The sequence below is a fragment of the Variovorax sp. VaC1 genome (genome assembly GCF_043658315.1).
In the GTDB taxonomy this organism is placed as follows: Bacteria; Pseudomonadota; Gammaproteobacteria; order Burkholderiales; family Burkholderiaceae_C; genus Variovorax.
Genome location: NZ_JBIGLT010000011.1, coordinates 39,214 through 55,672, shown reverse-complemented (window position 1 = coordinate 55,672; position 16,459 = coordinate 39,214). Strand labels below are relative to the sequence as shown.

General features: G+C 61.1%; 15 protein-coding genes. All 15 read left to right on the top strand.

Going from position 1 to position 16,459, the window contains the following annotated elements:
• Positions 1–130 precede the first annotated feature (130 nt).
• Positions 131–778: a transglycosylase SLT domain-containing protein gene (locus tag ACGLHS_RS31870; RefSeq protein WP_394485929.1), complete on the top strand. Its 648-nt coding sequence runs from the start codon at positions 131–133 to the stop codon at positions 776–778.
• 126 nt (positions 779–904) lie between these two features.
• Positions 905–1,222 carry a TrbC/VirB2 family protein gene (locus ACGLHS_RS31865; RefSeq protein ID WP_394485927.1) on the top strand — a complete coding sequence of 106 codons (318 nt, stop codon included), beginning with the start codon at positions 905–907 and terminating at the stop codon, positions 1,220–1,222.
• Between the two features lie 6 nt (positions 1,223–1,228).
• Complete coding sequence (locus ACGLHS_RS31860; RefSeq protein ID WP_126025945.1) at positions 1,229–1,564, top strand: type IV secretion system protein VirB3; 336 nt, start codon at positions 1,229–1,231, stop codon at positions 1,562–1,564.
• On the top strand, positions 1,561–3,999 hold the full coding sequence (locus ACGLHS_RS31855; protein WP_394485924.1) for a VirB4 family type IV secretion/conjugal transfer ATPase: 2,439 nt from the start codon (positions 1,561–1,563) through the stop codon (positions 3,997–3,999). The genes ACGLHS_RS31860 and ACGLHS_RS31855 overlap by 4 nt, the downstream gene beginning before the upstream one ends.
• An 8-nt stretch (positions 4,000–4,007) precedes the next feature.
• The gene (locus ACGLHS_RS31850; protein ID WP_394485922.1) at positions 4,008–4,283 is read left to right on the top strand and encodes a hypothetical protein; all 276 of its coding nucleotides are present in this window, start codon (positions 4,008–4,010) and stop codon (positions 4,281–4,283) included.
• Entirely contained in the window at positions 4,284–5,345 is a 1,062-nt protein-coding gene (locus tag ACGLHS_RS31845; protein WP_394485919.1) for a type IV secretion system protein, read from the top strand.
• 2 nt (positions 5,346–5,347) lie between these two features.
• Positions 5,348–6,100 carry a P-type DNA transfer protein VirB5 gene (virB5, locus tag ACGLHS_RS31840; RefSeq protein ID WP_394485917.1) on the top strand — a complete coding sequence of 251 codons (753 nt, stop codon included), beginning with the start codon at positions 5,348–5,350 and terminating at the stop codon, positions 6,098–6,100.
• Positions 6,101–6,132: 32 nt separating this feature from the next.
• Positions 6,133–6,873 carry a virB8 family protein gene (locus ACGLHS_RS31835; protein ID WP_394485914.1) on the top strand — a complete coding sequence of 247 codons (741 nt, stop codon included), beginning with the start codon at positions 6,133–6,135 and terminating at the stop codon, positions 6,871–6,873.
• Between the two features lie 8 nt (positions 6,874–6,881).
• Positions 6,882–7,754 (top strand): TrbG/VirB9 family P-type conjugative transfer protein, encoded by an 873-nt coding sequence (locus ACGLHS_RS31830; protein WP_394485912.1) that lies wholly within the window; start codon positions 6,882–6,884, stop codon positions 7,752–7,754.
• A 10-nt stretch (positions 7,755–7,764) separates the two neighbouring features.
• Positions 7,765–9,189, top strand: coding sequence for a type IV secretion system protein VirB10 (gene virB10 / locus ACGLHS_RS31825; protein ID WP_394485910.1), 1,425 nt, complete (start codon positions 7,765–7,767; stop codon positions 9,187–9,189).
• Complete coding sequence (gene virB11, locus ACGLHS_RS31820; protein WP_394485907.1) at positions 9,170–10,408, top strand: P-type DNA transfer ATPase VirB11; 1,239 nt, start codon at positions 9,170–9,172, stop codon at positions 10,406–10,408. Before virB10 ends, virB11 begins: the two co-directional genes overlap by 20 nt.
• A gap of 9 nt (positions 10,409–10,417) precedes the next feature.
• Entirely contained in the window at positions 10,418–12,643 is a 2,226-nt protein-coding gene (locus tag ACGLHS_RS31815; RefSeq protein WP_394485904.1) for a type IV secretory system conjugative DNA transfer family protein, read from the top strand.
• A gap of 47 nt (positions 12,644–12,690) precedes the next feature.
• Positions 12,691–13,458 (top strand): hypothetical protein, encoded by a 768-nt coding sequence (locus ACGLHS_RS31810; RefSeq protein ID WP_394485900.1) that lies wholly within the window; start codon positions 12,691–12,693, stop codon positions 13,456–13,458.
• On the top strand, positions 13,412–14,266 hold the full coding sequence (locus ACGLHS_RS31805; RefSeq protein ID WP_394485898.1) for an OmpA family protein: 855 nt from the start codon (positions 13,412–13,414) through the stop codon (positions 14,264–14,266). Before ACGLHS_RS31810 ends, ACGLHS_RS31805 begins: the two co-directional genes overlap by 47 nt.
• A complete protein-coding gene (locus ACGLHS_RS31800; RefSeq protein ID WP_394485896.1) occupies positions 14,263–16,458 on the top strand; it encodes an LPD7 domain-containing protein in 2,196 nt (731 codons plus the stop codon). Before ACGLHS_RS31805 ends, ACGLHS_RS31800 begins: the two co-directional genes overlap by 4 nt.
• Position 16,459: the final 1 nt, after the last annotated feature.

The window sequence follows — 16,459 nt, the reverse complement described above, 5'->3', positions numbered from 1 at the left end:
CTAAAGGGTGAAAATTATCCCCCAACGAGCGAGCGGTTGGGGGGTTTCCGGGGGGGCAGTGAGCCACCGGGCAACTTCAGGGAGAGACGATGCCAAAGGCTGTCGCGACTGCATTGGGGGGAGTCCTCTGATGCTGGATTTCTTAGTGCTGGCTGAGCAGTGCGCTCCGACCGTCCACATGGACACGATGCGTCGGATTGTCCAGGTCGAATCGGCTTTCAACCCCTTCGCGATCGGCGTCGTCAATGGTCGGCTGGATCGTCAGCCCCGAACACTGGAGGAAGCCATCTCGACAGCCAAGTGGCTGGAACAGAACGGCTTCAACTACAGCGTCGGCCTGGCGCAGGTCAATAAAGCGAACTTTAGAAGATATGGGCTCACGTTGGAAACGGCGTTTGAGCCCTGTCCCAATCTGAAGGCGGGCGGGGGCATCTTGACCGAGTGCTTCTTGCGCGCTCGCAAGTCTCCCCGCGATGAACAGACGGCGCTTCGAGCTGCATTCAGTTGCTACTACAGCGGCAACTTCATCACGGGCTACAGGGAAGGGTACGTGGTGAAGGTTGTCGGCAGCGACACGTCGCTCGCGAAGGCGATCCCGGTCGTGCCGAAGGTGGTGCCGCAAGCCGGCACCAAGGCCCCAGCAGCAGCGATCACCGTCAGCAGGACCGCCAAGGCAGCGAGTCCGGCGCCCGCAACCCCCAAGCAGGCCGCGGCCGGCCCTGTGGCGGTTCCTCCAGCCCAAGCGAGTGCCCAGGCGGGCAGCGCTTTGATTTTCTGAGCCAAGTGCGGCCCCCACGGAAAGGAGCGCTTATCGAGAGACGAAAACTCGTTGACCAATCCATTTGAAATTTCATTTAGAGGACGCGATGCGTCAATTCCAGGCACTCACTCAGAGAGGTATTCAGTGAAAAAGAACGTTCAGGCCGCATTGGCCATTTTCGGGAAGTCAAATCGCAAAGGGCTGGTGATGGCAGTCGCTGCCGGCGCAATGGCAATGGCGACGAGCCCTGCCTTTGCGCAAATCAGCAAGGTCAATACCGTGATGCAAAACATCCAGACGGTGTTGGTCGGTGTTGCAGTGACCTGCTTCACGATTGCCCTGATGTGGGCGGGTTTCAAAATGGCGTTCCAGCACGCCAAGTGGTCGGAAATCTCCAACATCGTGATCGGCGGCATCATCGTCGGCGGTGCGGCTGGTATTGCAGCTTGGCTGATTAATTAAGCCACCATGCAAGTCGAGGGATTTAGCGACCCCATTTTCAAGGGGTGCACAAGGCCAGCAATGTTCATGGGCGTGCCCACGATTCCATTTTTGCTGGTCACAGGCTCGTTCATGATCCTCGCGGTCTGGACGTTCTATCTGGTGAGCCCGTATGTCTCTCTGTTCCTCGGAATTGTGTACGTGCCCATTTGCATCACGCTGCGGCAAATGACGAAGAAAGACGATCAACGTCTGCGTCAAGTGCTAATGCGGGCACGCATGCGATTCCGGCACCGGGCAGGGCGGCAATTGTGGGGCGCTGCATCCTATTCACCCATTCGATACAAACGGCGGAAATCATGAGAGCGACGGCGCAAATGAAAGAAGTGGCGGACGCACAAATTCCGTCTTCGGATTACATCCCGATGGGAACCCACGTGGCTCCCAACGTGATCAAGCTGAAGCGGAACGGCGACTACATGGCGACCTGGCGTCTCGAAGGAATTTCCTTCGAGACATCAGACCCGACGGAAATCGCAATCCGCAAGGAAGGACTCAATAACTTCCTGAAGGCTCTCGGCGGCGGCCATTATTCCGTTTGGACCCACAAGGTGCGCCGTGTGGTTCGCGAGCGTCTGGGTGGCACTTTCGAAAATGAATTTTGCCGTGACTTCAACGAACGGTATTACAAGTCTTTCGATAATCATCGGCAAATGGCGACGGAGCTGTATTTGACGGTGATTTATCGGCCAACCACGTCGCGGGCTGGTAGCTGGTTCAATCGGATGACCGTCCGTTCGATCAATCAAATTCGTGAAAAGGAACAAGAAGACCTCGACGCGCTCGACGACATTTCCAAGCAAGTCGAATCAAGCTTGAAGCGCTACGACCCAGAGCGCCTTGGCACCTTTGAAAAAGGTGGAAAGGTGTATTCCGAAATGCTGGGTTTCCTCGGCTTTCTGGTCAATGGCGTGTGGGAAGACATTCCGATGCAGCGCGCAGACATCGGCGAATACCTCCCCACGTCTCGCCTGCATTTCGGCGACAAGAACGGCATGCTTGAAATCTGGCATCCGAAAGAGCACAAGTTCGTCGGGTTCATGGATTTTCAGGATTACCCGAAGCAATCCGAGCCGGGTATGAATAACGGCATCCTGTACGGTGATTACGAATACATTGAATCGCAAAGCTTTTCGATCAAGAACAAGCGCGATGCAATGGATGGGCTGGAACGGCAGCAAGGTCAATTGCGCGCATCGGAAGACGCTGGAACCGATGACGTTGAGCAATTGACGCAGGCCATGAAGGACGTGAAGAGCGGGGAGTACGACATGGGCGAGTACCACTACACGCTCGCGATCTTCGGCCAGTCCCTGGGCGAGGTCGCCAAGAACATGTCGGCCGCGCGCACGATCCTTCAGGACGACGCTGGGTTCAAGCTCTCTGTGATCGACGCGATCCCCGAGTGCGCCTGGTTTGCCCAATTGCCGGGCAATTGGACGATGCGGCCTCGGGAAGCACAAATCACGAGCCGCAATTTCGCGGCATTGAGCCCGCTTCACAATTTCGCGCGTGGCAAGCGCAATGGCAACCCTTGGGGGGAGGCATTGGCGCTGCTGAAGACGCCGAGCGGCCAGCCGTTTTATTTGAATTTTCACGTCTCGCCGGAAGACAAGGATTCGGTCGATGAAAAGTACGCGGGCAACACATTCATTTGCGGCACGACGGGCTCGGGTAAGACGACGCTGCAAATGGGCCTCATCATGTTCGCGACGAAGTATTACGGCCTTCGGGTTGTCGCCTTCGATAAAGATCGCGGTATGGAAATCGGCATTCGCGCAATAGGCGGCAAATATTTTGCCCTCAAACGCGGCGAGCCGACCGGCTTCAACCCATTCCAATTCGATCTGACGGAAGACAACATTTCCTTTTGCGAGCGACTGGTCAAACAGCTCCTGAAGGGCGACGACGGCGTGGGCCTGACGGCTCGGGAACAAATCGTCGTCAGCAATGCCGTTCGCACAGTGATGAGCGATCAAGTCACGCACCGCGTGCGATCGCTTTCGGCTGTCTATCAAGTGCTGACAGGGACGGGCGACAACAGCCTCCGGGATCGCCTCCAAAAATGGACACGCGGCCAACCTCTCGGCTGGGTGTTTGACAACGAAATCGACAATCAGGATTTCACGACGGCGAAGATTTTCGGATACGACTACACCGATTTTCTCGACGACCCGGAAGTGCGCACGCCAATCATGGCGTACCTGCTGCACATCACTGAGTCGCTAATCAATGGTCAGCCATTGATTTACATCATGGAGGAATTCTGGAAGCCGCTGATGGACGAAATGTTCAGCGATTTTGCGCTGAACAAGCAGAAAACCATTCGCAAGCAATCTGGCCTCGGTGTATTCGTCACACAGTCGCCCTCGGACGTACTAACGCACCGTATCGGCAAAACGATGGTCGAACAGAGCGTGACACAGATCTATTTGCCTAATCCTCGCGCGGACCGCGACGACTACGTTGAAGGCTTCAAGGTCACTGAAGCGGAATTTGACATTATCAAGAATCTCGGCGAAACGAGCCGCATGTTCTTGGTCAAGCAAGGCCACCGCTCGGCGATCGTGCAATACGACCTGGGCGGCATGGACGACATCCTGAACGTCATTTCCGGCACGGTCGAGAACGTCGAATTGCTCGACGACATCCGGGAAAAGGTCGGCGATGACCCGCAGGACTGGATTCCCATTTTCCACCGTCGTGTCAGCGAGCGCCGTGCGCTCGCAAAGTCGTAGGAGGCTACATGCTGAACAAACGCTTTTCGGGCGTCTTCGTCATTTCGGCGTTGGTTGCAGTCGCAGGCTGCACCAAGGTCGATTCCGAGGTCGTGCGGCGCACCGAAACCACCAACGAAAAATTCGAGTTCAAACCGCCTGTCGAGGCACCAGCCGCAGCGGCGTCAGCGCCGGCTGCGCCGGTGCCCGCTGCGTCATCGGCCAAGGGCAAGAACAAGGAATTTGAGTACAAGCCGAATCCGAAATATTTCCCGGACGCGGCAAAAAAGGCTGGAGGCAATTAAATGGGCATCGCTACCAAGCTTGAAGCCGCAATTGACCTGCTTCTCAACAATTATGTGACCAGCAAAAGCGGGGCGCTGATTGGCATTCTGACGCCCGTCGTGCTGACGTGCGTCACGGTCTACGTCCTGATGATGGGCTACGCAATCATGCGCGGCGAAGCGAACGACTCGCTCCACACCTTCTTGTGGAAGTCTTTCAAGATCGCGTTCGTTGCGGGAATTGCGCTGAGCGCTGGTGAATACCAGGGCACGGCAATTCAGATGATTCAGGGTCTGCAAGAGGGCATGACACAGGCCGTTGGCGGCGTGACCTCGATAGGGCAGCTCGTGGACAACATGTCGCAGCCTTACGAGGAATTGGGGCAGTCGCTGTGGAGTCAAGCCACGACTGGGTTTTGGCCCAACTTCAGTCTGATTGCTGCCGCTGCTTTGGTCGCAGTCGCCCAGGCGTTTCTCTTCGTTGTCGGCCTGGGCATGTATTTGCTCGCGAAGGTCGTGCTGGCATTGGTGCTGGCCGTCGGCCCGATTTTCATCGTGTGCGCGATGTTTCCAGCAACTCAGAAATACACCGAAAGCTGGATTGGGCAGTGCCTGCACTACGTGCTGCTCAATGTCCTGATCGCGGCAAGTATTTCGATGCTGACGGATTTCGCGAGCCAGTACGCGAATTCCATGAAGGGCAACGTAGACACGACCAACGTTATCCGCGATGCGGTTTCGCTGCTGCTCGTTTCCGCATCGCTGGCGGTCGTCATGTTGAACCTTAATCAACTGGCGAGTGCTTTGTCGGGTGGCGTAGCAATAGGCGGTATCGGTCGCGAAATCGGCAGAAAGCTGATGGACATGCTCTCGCGTGACAAGAAGCCTCAGCCCCCCCAACCACCAGGCGGCGGCGGACAAATCAGCGATGCGGGCGGGAGCGGCGGCGGCGGCTCTGGCGGTAGTGGTGGAAGTCGCTCAGGGAACGAGAGCGGCACTGGTGGTTCGGGAGGCTCCGGCCGCCCCCTCTACCAGCGCAATGTCGTTTCAAACATCCGTAGGTCATCAACACAGAGAGGTTAAGCATGAAAGTAGTCAAGCATTTCAAGAAGCTGATCGCGTCGATCGCGATCGCAACCGGCATGGTCGGTGTCACGGCGCCGGCGCATGCCGGCATCCCCGTGCTCGATGCGGCCAACCTGGCGCAGGCGATTCAGGAAGTGATCGCGTGGGGTGAGCAGTACAGCCAGATGGCTGAACAGATCACCACTATGAAGAGCCAGTTGGACCAGATGAAGCAGCAGTACCAGGCTCTGACGGGTAATCGCAACCTTGGTGACATCGCGAACAACCCGTTGCTGAAGCAAGCGGTGCCCGACGCGGCCTCGCTCATGGCTGCCTACAAGACGATCCAGTCGGGCGGGCTGAATGGGTTGTCGAGTGCCGGGCAGGCGCAGCGCCAATCGAGCCTGATCTACAACTGCGAAGGCCGCACGGGCAGCGATCTCACCTCGTGCCAATCGTTCCTGAACAACACGTCGCAGCTCTTGGCCAACGCGCAAAACGCGTTGGACCTTATCTCGCAGCGGACGGGCCAGATTCAGACGCTGCAAAGCCAAATCAACTCCACCAGTGATCCCAAGGCCATTGCCGAGCTGCAAGCACGTATCGCTGCTGAGAACACGCAGGTCGGCAACGACCAGAACCGCGTGCAGTTGATGAACCAGATGGCGATCGCACAGGACCGCCAGGCACAGCAGGCCATCAAGGAACGCGAACTGAAGACCCTTTCGCGCACCAACACGACGGCAGACACCTTTACCTACACGCCGCGCTGATCCGCGTGGCATTTGCAATCCGGGGAGTTCACATGGTTGACAAGAACACAGTCCAGGCGGGGGAGGAATCCCGCTTCTACAAGGCCGGCAGCGATTGGGAAGCCGATCGCCAGTCCCGCAGCGAGAAGTCTGAGCGCCGCGCTTGGATTGTTGCTGGAGCCTGTTTGCTGCTTGCCCTAGTGGCAGTCGGCGGTATGGCCACGATGGCGCCTTTCAAGCGCGTTGTGCCGTACATCTTTGCGGTCGACAAGGCGACTGGCAATGTCGAAATGGTGAGCGCCACGGATGATCGCGCAGCCGTCGGTTATCAGGAGCTGACGGACAAGCACTGGGCGCAGACCTACGTCGTCGCCCGTGAGTCGTATAGCTGGAAGCTGCTCCAGAACGACTACGACACAGTGCTTGCCCTCAGCTCTGACGAAGTTGGCCGCGAGTACGCGAAGCTGTACGAAGGCGGCAACGCGCGCGACAAGAAGTTCGGCCAGTCGGTCGAAATGCGCGTGAAGGTCCTGAGCGTCACGCTCTCGCGCGACGACGTGAGCACGAAGGCGGTGGTTCGCTTCGAGAAGGTCGCGAAGCGGCAGGAGGCCGACGTGGCCGATCCGCCGCAGTACTTCGTCTCGACGATGGCTTTTGAATACAAGCCGTCAATGTTCGGCAAGGAGAAGGATCTCATTGCCAATCCGCTGGGCTACCGCGTGGTGGCATATCGCGTCGACGCTGAAGCCGCAACGCCTCTGCCGACGGTCAAGCCCGCGGCGGTGCCGCAGTGAGGTCCGCCATGAAGAAGCTCTTTGCAAGCCTGTTGATGGCTCTGACCGCTGGCGCTGCGGTGCATGCCGCCGATCTGCCGGTGGCGAGTGACCTTGACCCGCGCGTGCGTTACGTCACCTTCAAGAAGGATGACGTGACGGTCGTGTCGACACGCCGTGGTGCTGTCACCCGCTTGATCCTCGCCGATGACGAAAAGATCGAGGTGGCCGCGACCGGCTTTCCGGCCGATTGCGCGAATCCGCAATCGGAGTGGTGCGTGCGTGCCGACGTTGGCACGAACCAGATTTGGGTGAAGCCCAAGGACAACGCGACGGCCAACAACCTTGAGCTGAAGTCGAACAAGCGCGACTACAGCTTCGAGTTCAAGGTGCTGAAGGATTCGCCAGCTGGTCGGGCCGGCAAGCTCGCTGCGGAACCCATGTTCCGCGTGATCTTCCGGTATCCGCTCGATCTGCCTCCGCTGGCGTCTGTGCTTGCATTGGCGGGTGCTCCTGCACCGGTCAATGACAAGGCTGTGGTCGACGAGCTGGTGAAGACAGCGAAGCCGGTGCCGCGCAACTGGAAGTACTCGATGCAGGTGCTCAAGGGCAGCGATGAAATCGCGCCGACGCTCGTTTTCGACGACGGCCGATTCACCTACTTCCAGTTCCCAGCGAACAGGGAAGTCCCCTCCATCTACTTCATCTCGCCGTCGGAAGAAGAGGGCCGCGTCAACTTCCACATGGAAGGTGATCTCGCGGTCGTTGAGCGGACGGGCCGGCGCTTCGTCCTGCGCCTCGGCGAGGCAACTGTGGGCGTCTGGAATGACGCATACGACCCGTTCGGCGTCGCACCGAAAGACGGTGTGACGGTCGAAGGCTTGAAGCGCGAAATCCGGTAAGGGAGAGAACATGGCAACAGACAACAACAACAGCGTGGGCGCGTCGAATGGCTCGCCAGGCGCGACCGGACAACAGGCTGACCTTGGCATCGTCTCGGTCAACTCGCGCGGCGGTTCATCGAGCAACATCCTGCCGAAGGTCATCTTCGTGGTGCTCTTGCTCGCAATCGTTCTGGTGGGCGGCTTGTTCGCGGTCAACAAGTGGCGGGCATTCGCCAATGCCCGCGATGCGGCAGCGTCGAAGGACGACAAGAACGAGAACCGCCCGGCACTGGTGGGCCTGCGCCGCAAGTTCGACAGTGATCCGCAGTTCGCGGAGAACGCGCCGAAGATCGACGCGAAGGGCGGTCCATGCGACGACGGCACGCCAGGCGTGGTGCTGGTCGGGCCCGACGGCAACGCCATGCTCGCGCCTTCTGGCCAGGCCATGCGGGTGTGCAAGGACGGTCGCGTAATTTCGCCTGGTGGCCCCGCGAAGGTGGTGCCAGATGTCAAGGGCGGGCAGCAAACGCAGGCGCAGGGCCAGACAGCGCCTCCGCCGAGTCGTTACGCCGGTGACGTGATCGTCCCAGCGCCAACCAAGGCGCTGCCTGGATCGGCGGCTGGCGGCCCGTCGGAACGGTCGATGCAAACGCTTGCGATGGTGCAGGACATCCTAGGCAAGACGACGGGCCAGCAGGCCGCAGGCGGCTTGGGTGGTGCGCCAGGCAGCACGGTGAACCTGGGCGGCGCCGGCGCCAGCAACGGCGGTGGCGCGGCGTCGAGCCCGCAAGGGTCCATCGGCAGCCTCCTGACGCCCTCGTCGACACCTATGGTGCAGGCAGGAATGCTTGGCGATCGCAGCATGATCTTGCCGAAGGGGCGCACGATCGACTGCGGTCTGTCGATGCGCCTCGTGAACGAGGTGGCTGGCATGGCCACCTGCGTCATCAGCTCGGACGTGTACAGCGACAACGGCCGCGTGCTGCTGCTGGAGCGCGGGTCGGAAGCGACGGGCGAATACATGTCCGCGATGCAGCAGGGTCAGAAACGCATCTTCGTGCTGTGGTCGCGGGTAAAGACGCCCCACGGCGTCGTGATGAACCTGAATTCGCCGGCCGCAGACAGCCTCGGCACGTCTGGCCTGGATGGCTACATCGACAACCACTGGTTCGAGCGCATTGGTGCGGCCGTGATGCTGTCGCTGGTGCAAGACGCGATCGCGTACAAGACAGCGGAAGCCAGCGGCACGAGCGGTACTGGTAACACCCAGGCGCAAGGCGGCACGGTGGTTCTCCAGAACAGCCAGCAGACCGGCAGCAGCTTGGCCGAGAAGATTCTGGCCAGCACGATCAACATCAAGCCGACGCTCTACAAGAACCAGGGCGACCGGGCCTCGATCTTCGTCGCGCGTGACCTTGACTTCGGGACCGTGTATGCGCTTCGACCCCGTTGAAGTGGGCAAGCCCGGCCAAGGTACTGCGTCTGAGCGGGTCGTTCAGGCGCTTCAGTCAGGCCTCATCAGCCGTTCGGCCGATGAGGTAATGCCGGTCAATGCCGCGCCGGCCTCTTCGCGCAGCAACGGCCTCCTAGGCCGTGATGCGATGGTGCGGGAGCTGATGCGGCCATTCCGGCAGTTCCTCGACCTGCCGGGCGCAACCGACGTTTTCGTCAATGAGCCTGGCAAGGTGATCGTGGTGGCTGGGGCGGCACGTCATCGCCTTGATGCTCCTGACCTGACCCTGAAGCGACTGGTAGCCCTCGCGCACACGATCGCGACCTTCACAGATCAGGAAATCGGTCCTATGAAGCCGATCATGTCGGCGCGGTTGCCCGACGGCGAACGGATTCAGGTCGTGCTCTCGCCGGCGGTCGAGCCGGAAACCATTTCGATCTCGATCCGCATTCCCGGTGAGACGATCAAGCCGCTTTCGGAGTACCAGGCCGAAGGCGCGTTCAATCGATTCCTCTGGGGGCGCTCGAAACAGCTTGACGCTCGGCGCGGCGACCTCTCGGCAATGGATCGACGGCTCATCGAGCACCTTGAAGGCAATCGACTGATGGAATTCTTCAAGCTCGCGGTCCGCGAGCGGAAGAACATCGCCGTAGTCGGCGATACCGGATCTGGCAAGACCACCTTGATGAAGGCGATGTGCCAGAGCATCCCGGCAATGCAGCGCATCGTCACGATCGAGGACGTGCGGGAGCTTTTCCTGCCCGGCCACGACGACAGGGTGCACCTTCTGTACTCGAAGGGCGGGCAGGGCGTGGCGAAGGTCACGCCCACCGACCTCATCGCCGCGAACATGCGGATGATGCCGGACCGCGTGCTGCTGGCCGAGCTGCGCGGAGGCGAAGCCTTCGACTTCCTGAAGCTGCTGACCACCGGGCACAGCGGCTCCATCACCTCGTATCACGCCGAGTCGTGCGCACTGGCCACGGAGCGCTACGTGTTCATGTGCAAAGAGCATGAGCAAGCCACGATCTACGACGCCGACGCATTGAAACGGTTGGTGGCGCTGACCATCGACGTGATCGTGCACATGGTGGCGCACGTCGAGTTCGACGACAACGACAAGCCGATCAGCAAGGAACGGTACGTTGCCGAAGTTCACTTCGACCCGGTTGCGAAGCTCGCGGCGCGGTTCGGCGATGCCACCGTGCATCGCGCCTGAAAGGCCAGCATGAACGGCAAAAAGATTGCGATCGCGTTTGCGGTGCTCGTGTACATCGTGCTGGGCTTCTTCCTGGCCCAGTACATCGCCGGCGCCATCTACTTCCTGCTCAACAAGACCGCACCAGAGGATCTATCGCTCGACACCTGGTGGACCTACTGGGGTTGGTACAAGGACGATCCTGTGCAGCACAAGAGGCTGCAACTGGCGGCCGGCGTGGCATTCGTGGCGGTGTATCTGGTGCCGCTTTTTGTCCTCGGTGCGGTTCGCAATGGCGCCCGTTCGCTGCACGGCGATGCGCGTTTTGCGACCTCAGGCGAGGTCCGGACGGCTGGTCTGTACGGTGAGGCGGGGATCATCGTCGGCAAGTATCAGGGTCAGTACCTGATGTTCGGTGGCCAGCAATTCGTGTTGCTGGCGGCACCGACCCGCTCAGGGAAGGGTGTCGCGATCGTGCTGCCGAACCTGCTGAATTACAACGGCTCGGTGGTGGTGCTCGACGTGAAGCTGGAAAACTTCAAGTTCACGTCGGGTTTTCGGGCGAAGCACGGGCATGAGGTCTTCCTGTTCAGTCCATTCGCTGAGGATTGCAAGAGCCATCGGTGGAACCCGCTCGACGGCATCAACCGGAACCGCAATTTCCGCGTGGGCGACATCCTGGCGATCGGACAGGCGCTCTATCCGGGCGACAACGCGAAGGATTCCTTCTGGAATGACCAGGCGCGCAGCCTGTTCCTTGGGCTCGTGCTGTACCTAATGGACACGCCCGAGCTGCCCTGCACGCTCGGCGAAGTGCTGCGTCAGTCTTCGGGCAAGGGCCGGCCGATCAAGGACCACCTGGGTGACATCGTGGCCGCTCGGTCGACCGGCGATGACGCATTGACCGAAGAGTGCCTGAACGCACTGAATCGCTTCTGCAACACCTCGGAAAACACGATGGCCAGCATCCTGGCCACTTTGAACGCCCCACTGACGATCTTCGAGAACCCGATCGTTGATGCAGCGACCAGCTATTCCGACATCGACCTGACGATGGTGCGCAAGAAGAAGATGTCGATCTACATCGGCATCCAGCCCAAGCGCCTGGCCGATGCCTCGCTGCTCATCAATCTGTTTTTCTCGCAGCTCGTGAACCTCAACACGGGCGAGCTGCCCGGCGACAACCCCGAGTTGAAGCACCAATGCCTGCTGATCCTCGATGAGTTCACCGCGATCGGGAAGGTTGGCATCTTGGCCAAGGCGGTGTCGTACATCGCCGGCTACAACCTGCGGCTGCTGCCGATCGTGCAGAGCATCGCGCAGCTCGAATCGGTTTACGGCCGCGAGGACACGCGGACCTTCGTCACGAACCATGCCCTGCAAATCGTGTATCCGCCGCGCGAGCAAAAGGATGCAAACGAGTATTCGGAAATGCTCGGCTATCAGACGGAGAAGGCGACTTCGACGGGTGTCAGCAGGCCCCGCGCTTGGGGCGGCAACGGCGCTTCTACGAGCGAGAACGTGTCCGACCAGCGCAGGGCGCTGCTGCTGCCTCAAGAGCTGAAGGAGCTTGGCCAAAGCAAGGAAATTGTGATGGTCGAGAACTGCAAGCCGATCCTTTGCGAGAAGGCCAGGTATTTCAATGACGACAACTTCCTTGACCGGCTGAAGTCGGTCAGCCCATCGCTTGCAGCGCTGGGGAAGAAGCGGCCGACCCAGCAGCAGCTCGAAACGGCCGCGTTGGTCAAAGGTGAACTGGCCGTCGCGATTCCACTGCTCGACATCGACCTGCACAAAGCAAAGATGGAGCAGCGCGTGCGGGTCGCAGCGCCCGGCGAACGCATCGACTTGGCGAAGCTGGCGATCGATGTCGATGCGCTGCCGACCTTCTCCGACCCGGAGAACCCTTCCGCCGACGAGGTGGAGAACCTGGTCGACGCCTTCTTCGGCGAGTTGGATTTCGCAGACGCCGAAGGCGTCGAGGTCGACCCGAGCGAAGGGGCCGACGGCGAGCAGGTGGAGCCCGTCGATGTCTCTCATCTGACTGTCATCGAAGACGACGAGGGCGCGTCGACATCAGGCGGCGGTGGGAACGAGCTGGCCCCGGCCAGCTCGGCACCAGGCGATGACGAACCGCCAGACGACTACTTCGACGGACCGGGCGACGTGATCGCAGCCCGATCGGCGCCAGCGGCTGCTCGCCGCAAAGCGTCGGTGAAGCGCGGCGCAATTGACTTGTCGGTTCTCGACAAGTGACCTGTAACTAGCCCGACTAGACGTTTGGGCACTGAAGGGAGCTAACGATGTACATGGACGAAAAGAACCAAGACGACAAGGACATGAAGCCTGCCAAGACGCCGCGCAAGCCCTCGGCACGGCTTCAGGCTGCTTCCGCGGCGGCCGACAGGGCCTCACCCGCCAGCTCGGCCGGCAGAGCACCTGAAGCCGCGCCGGCATCTGCGCCGGAGCAAGCACCGCGTGCGCAAGCGCAGCAGCAGTCTCCTGGCCAGCAAGGCCAGGAACCCGGCAAGCGCCGGCTGCACGACGTGCGCGAGGTGCCGCATGCCTTGCGTCAAGAAGCGCAGGCGAAGTGGGGCACCAGCGTGGAAATCAGCGCATCGCGTGAGAACGGCCGCTACACCGGGCCGGTCTTCACGAGCGGCGACTACCTCGCGCAGAAGGTCGGCGAGCGCAGCGTGGTGGTGCACGAGGTCAGCGCCGTCGACTTCACCACCAGCGACAACATGAAGCGTCGAGCCGATGAGAAGCGGCTGACCGACGTGAACATGCAAATCAACTACCAGGGCGAGAAGGGCGCGGCGCAGTTCCACGACCCGAAGCGCGCTGCGATCGAAGAGATGTTCAGTCGCATCCATCGCACAGCGAAGGAAACGCTGGGTCAGGACTACACGCCTTTCGCACGCGACCTCGATGTCGTCAAGACGCGAATGGTCGAGCAATACCGCGAGTCGAAGCAACGCCAGTTCGACGCACGCACCCAACAGCACGCGCCCCAGCGCGGCCATGACCAACAGCGCAGCGAACGACCCGCAGCGCAACACGATCGATAAGGAGCGAAAGAGCATGAAAAAGACACTTATTGCATTGACGGTGGCCGCGACTCTCGCGGGTTGCGGTGGTCCGCCGAAGGTGGCGATGCCCAGCGGCAGCGACCGCACGCCGGTCAACAGCGAAGCCCGCATCGAGGACTACAAGGCGAGAAATGCCGAGGAACAGACTGCGTATCGCGAGCGCAGTGCGCTCGCTCGTCAGGTCGAGAGCATGAAGGCCGAGCTGGCCGCTCTGAAGTCGTATCTCGTTCTTCAGAGCATGGAGGCGGCGACAAACCGCCCAAAAGCGATGCCGGTGCCGCAGCCCTCGCAGGGCCGGGCACCGGTGGAAGCGCCGGCAACCTCGCCGGCGCCGGCGATGCTGCAGGTTTCGACGGCAAAGCCCGTCGCGCTCAATGAAACCGAATCGGTCGAGGTCCGTGGCCAAGCGGTTGTTTTTCGCGTGAGCCATCCCTTCGCCAAGACGGATTTCAAACCGTCGGACGTGATGCAAGAAGAACTGCTCAAGGCGGCTCGCAGTGGGAAGCGCGTGGAAATTCGTGGCCGCACGGACGCCGAGTTCGACAACCCGATCGACCGCGACATCGCAATGCTGCGTGCCTTGAAGGCTCGGCGTTTTCTGGTCAGCAACGGCGTGCCGCTCTCCAAGATCCACATGACCTACCTGGCGGCAGGCGGCTTTGCCGTCGACAACAGCACGCCAGAAGGCAAATCCATCAACCGTCGCGTCGAAATCGAAGCGATGGACCTCGATACCGCAGCGTTCGCTTCAACCGGCGCCGCACTCAAAGTTGGGAGCACGCAATGAGCGACAAACCGGAAGGCACCTCGCGCGATCCGTTGACGGCCGAACTCGACTTCGGCGGGACAGAGCCCGGCCCTGCCGGGCTCGGGAAAAGCGGCGTCGTTGACGCCGCACTGCCTGGCACGGACAAGACCGTGGGCGGCCCTGCCGCCGAGTTGGGGGTGGATGACCCATTGGCGTCCTTGCGGACTGGACGTGAACAAGCCCTTGCGTGGCCGAAGGACCACTTGAAGACCGAGCCCGCGGCGGAGCTGGCGAAGGTCGACATCGAATTTCTCAGCAAGATCGACGACCCCGTAAAGCGGGCGGAAGGCGCCGCTGCGATTGCAGCGGTCGCGGAGACGCAGGGTGCATACAAGGAAGCGCTGATTGCAAATCATCGTGCCGAGGCCCTAGAGGTCGCGGCGCATGCACGGTTCACCGTCCAACTGGAGGCGGCGGGAAAAGGGGCGGAGGTGCTTCACTTCTCCAACGATCCGGCCGAGTCGATGGAGCGCTTTGCGCAGGAGGCGAAGCGTGATTTCATCAGCGCGCAGCCGGCCGGCACGTCGGTTTCCCTCACTGACTCGGCATCGAAGCTGGATGCAGCACGCACCAGCGAAGGCAACGGCGCGTTTCGAGAGCAGTTCGGCAAGGACGAAGGCCGCGAGGCCTTCGCCGCAGCGCAAGTGTCGATCGAGGCTCGCACGTTGGCCGAAAAGGCGCAGCCTGCCGTGCCCGACCTGGTGATCGAAGATCGGGACATGGCGCGGGTGGCGTCGACGCGGGAGCGGGACAGCGCGGCTGCGCGCAAAGACCTCGGCGTCGGCGAGTCCGAAGCGAACGAGCGGTTTGTGCAGGAGCTGGATTCGCGCATGGCGAAGTCGGAGCTGGAGGAACTGGGCTGGCGCGATCGCACGGACCTTTCCGACGTGATGCGTGACCTTGAAACCCTGGCCGGCCGGGACTGGCAGACGGCGGCGAAGCTCTGGGACAAGTACCGTCCGGGCGACATCGACAAGCCTATCTTCATCGACGGGGATGATGTCGATGTGGTGAAGCCGTCGGCGAAAACGCCGCAGCAGGTGACGGATGAGCGTGCCAACACCGTCGATCGCGAACGCAGTCCGAAGGACCAGGACGACGAGAAGAAGGAGTTCGTGACGCCCGAGTCATTGCGCAAGCGCTACTTGCAGGCGGACACGAAGTTCTACTTTCGTGATGACGAGAACCGCCTGGCGTTCGAGGACAAGGGAAAGCGCCTGGCCACGGATCACAACGACCCGGCGATCGCGTTGTCGATGGTGGAGCTGGCTCAGGCGAAGGGCTGGAAAGCCCTGAAGCTGAAGGGCGACGACGAATTCATGCGCGCCGCTTGGTTGCAAGCCTCGCTGCGTGGCATGGAGGTTTCGGGCTACGAGCCTCGCGACGTTGACCGGGCGAAGCTGGCCGACATGCGCAAGGAACCGGCGTATGCGGCATACGCCGCGGACAAGCCGGCCGACAAGGCGCTCAACACCATCGAGCAGGGCACTGCCAAGGCAAAGGCTGTGGAACAGCCGGAGCGGGCTGTGGCAGCGCCAGAACGGGCCGCAGTGCCCGAGAAGGCGGCGGTGATTGACGAGCATCACCGCACGCTCAGTGAGCCGCAGCGCATGGCGGTCGAAACCCTGAAGGGTCTGCTGCGGGCACGGGGCGACTCGGAGAAGGCCGTGGACATGGCCGCCGAGCTGGCGGCCGAGCGCTTCCAGAACAACCGCGTCCACGTCGGCAAGGTGTTGGAGCACGGTGCTGCGCCGTACGAGCACAACAAGGACAACGAACAGAGCTACTACGTCAAGCTCCAGACGCCAGCAGGCGACAAGACCGTGTGGGGCGTCGACCTTCAGCGCGCCATGTCTGAAAGCAAGTCTGTCGCCGGCGACGAGGTGGCGCTGGCGTACCAGGGCAAGCAGGCTGTGACCGTTCAGGTCAAGCAGCGCGACAGCACGGGCAAGGTGACGGGCACCACTGACCTGGTGACGAACCGCAACGCGTGGGACGTGAACCGCCTCGAGAACGTGCGCGAAGAGGTCAAGCAGCGCTTGACCGAAGCAGCACAGGCGACGGAGCGGCAACCGCTGGTGAAGGTCTACGACCGGAACGCGCAGCGGGCCGAACCGAGGGTGGAAGTGGTGCGCGAGCCGGTGCGCGACCCCGAGCGGGCGAGGGGGTAAG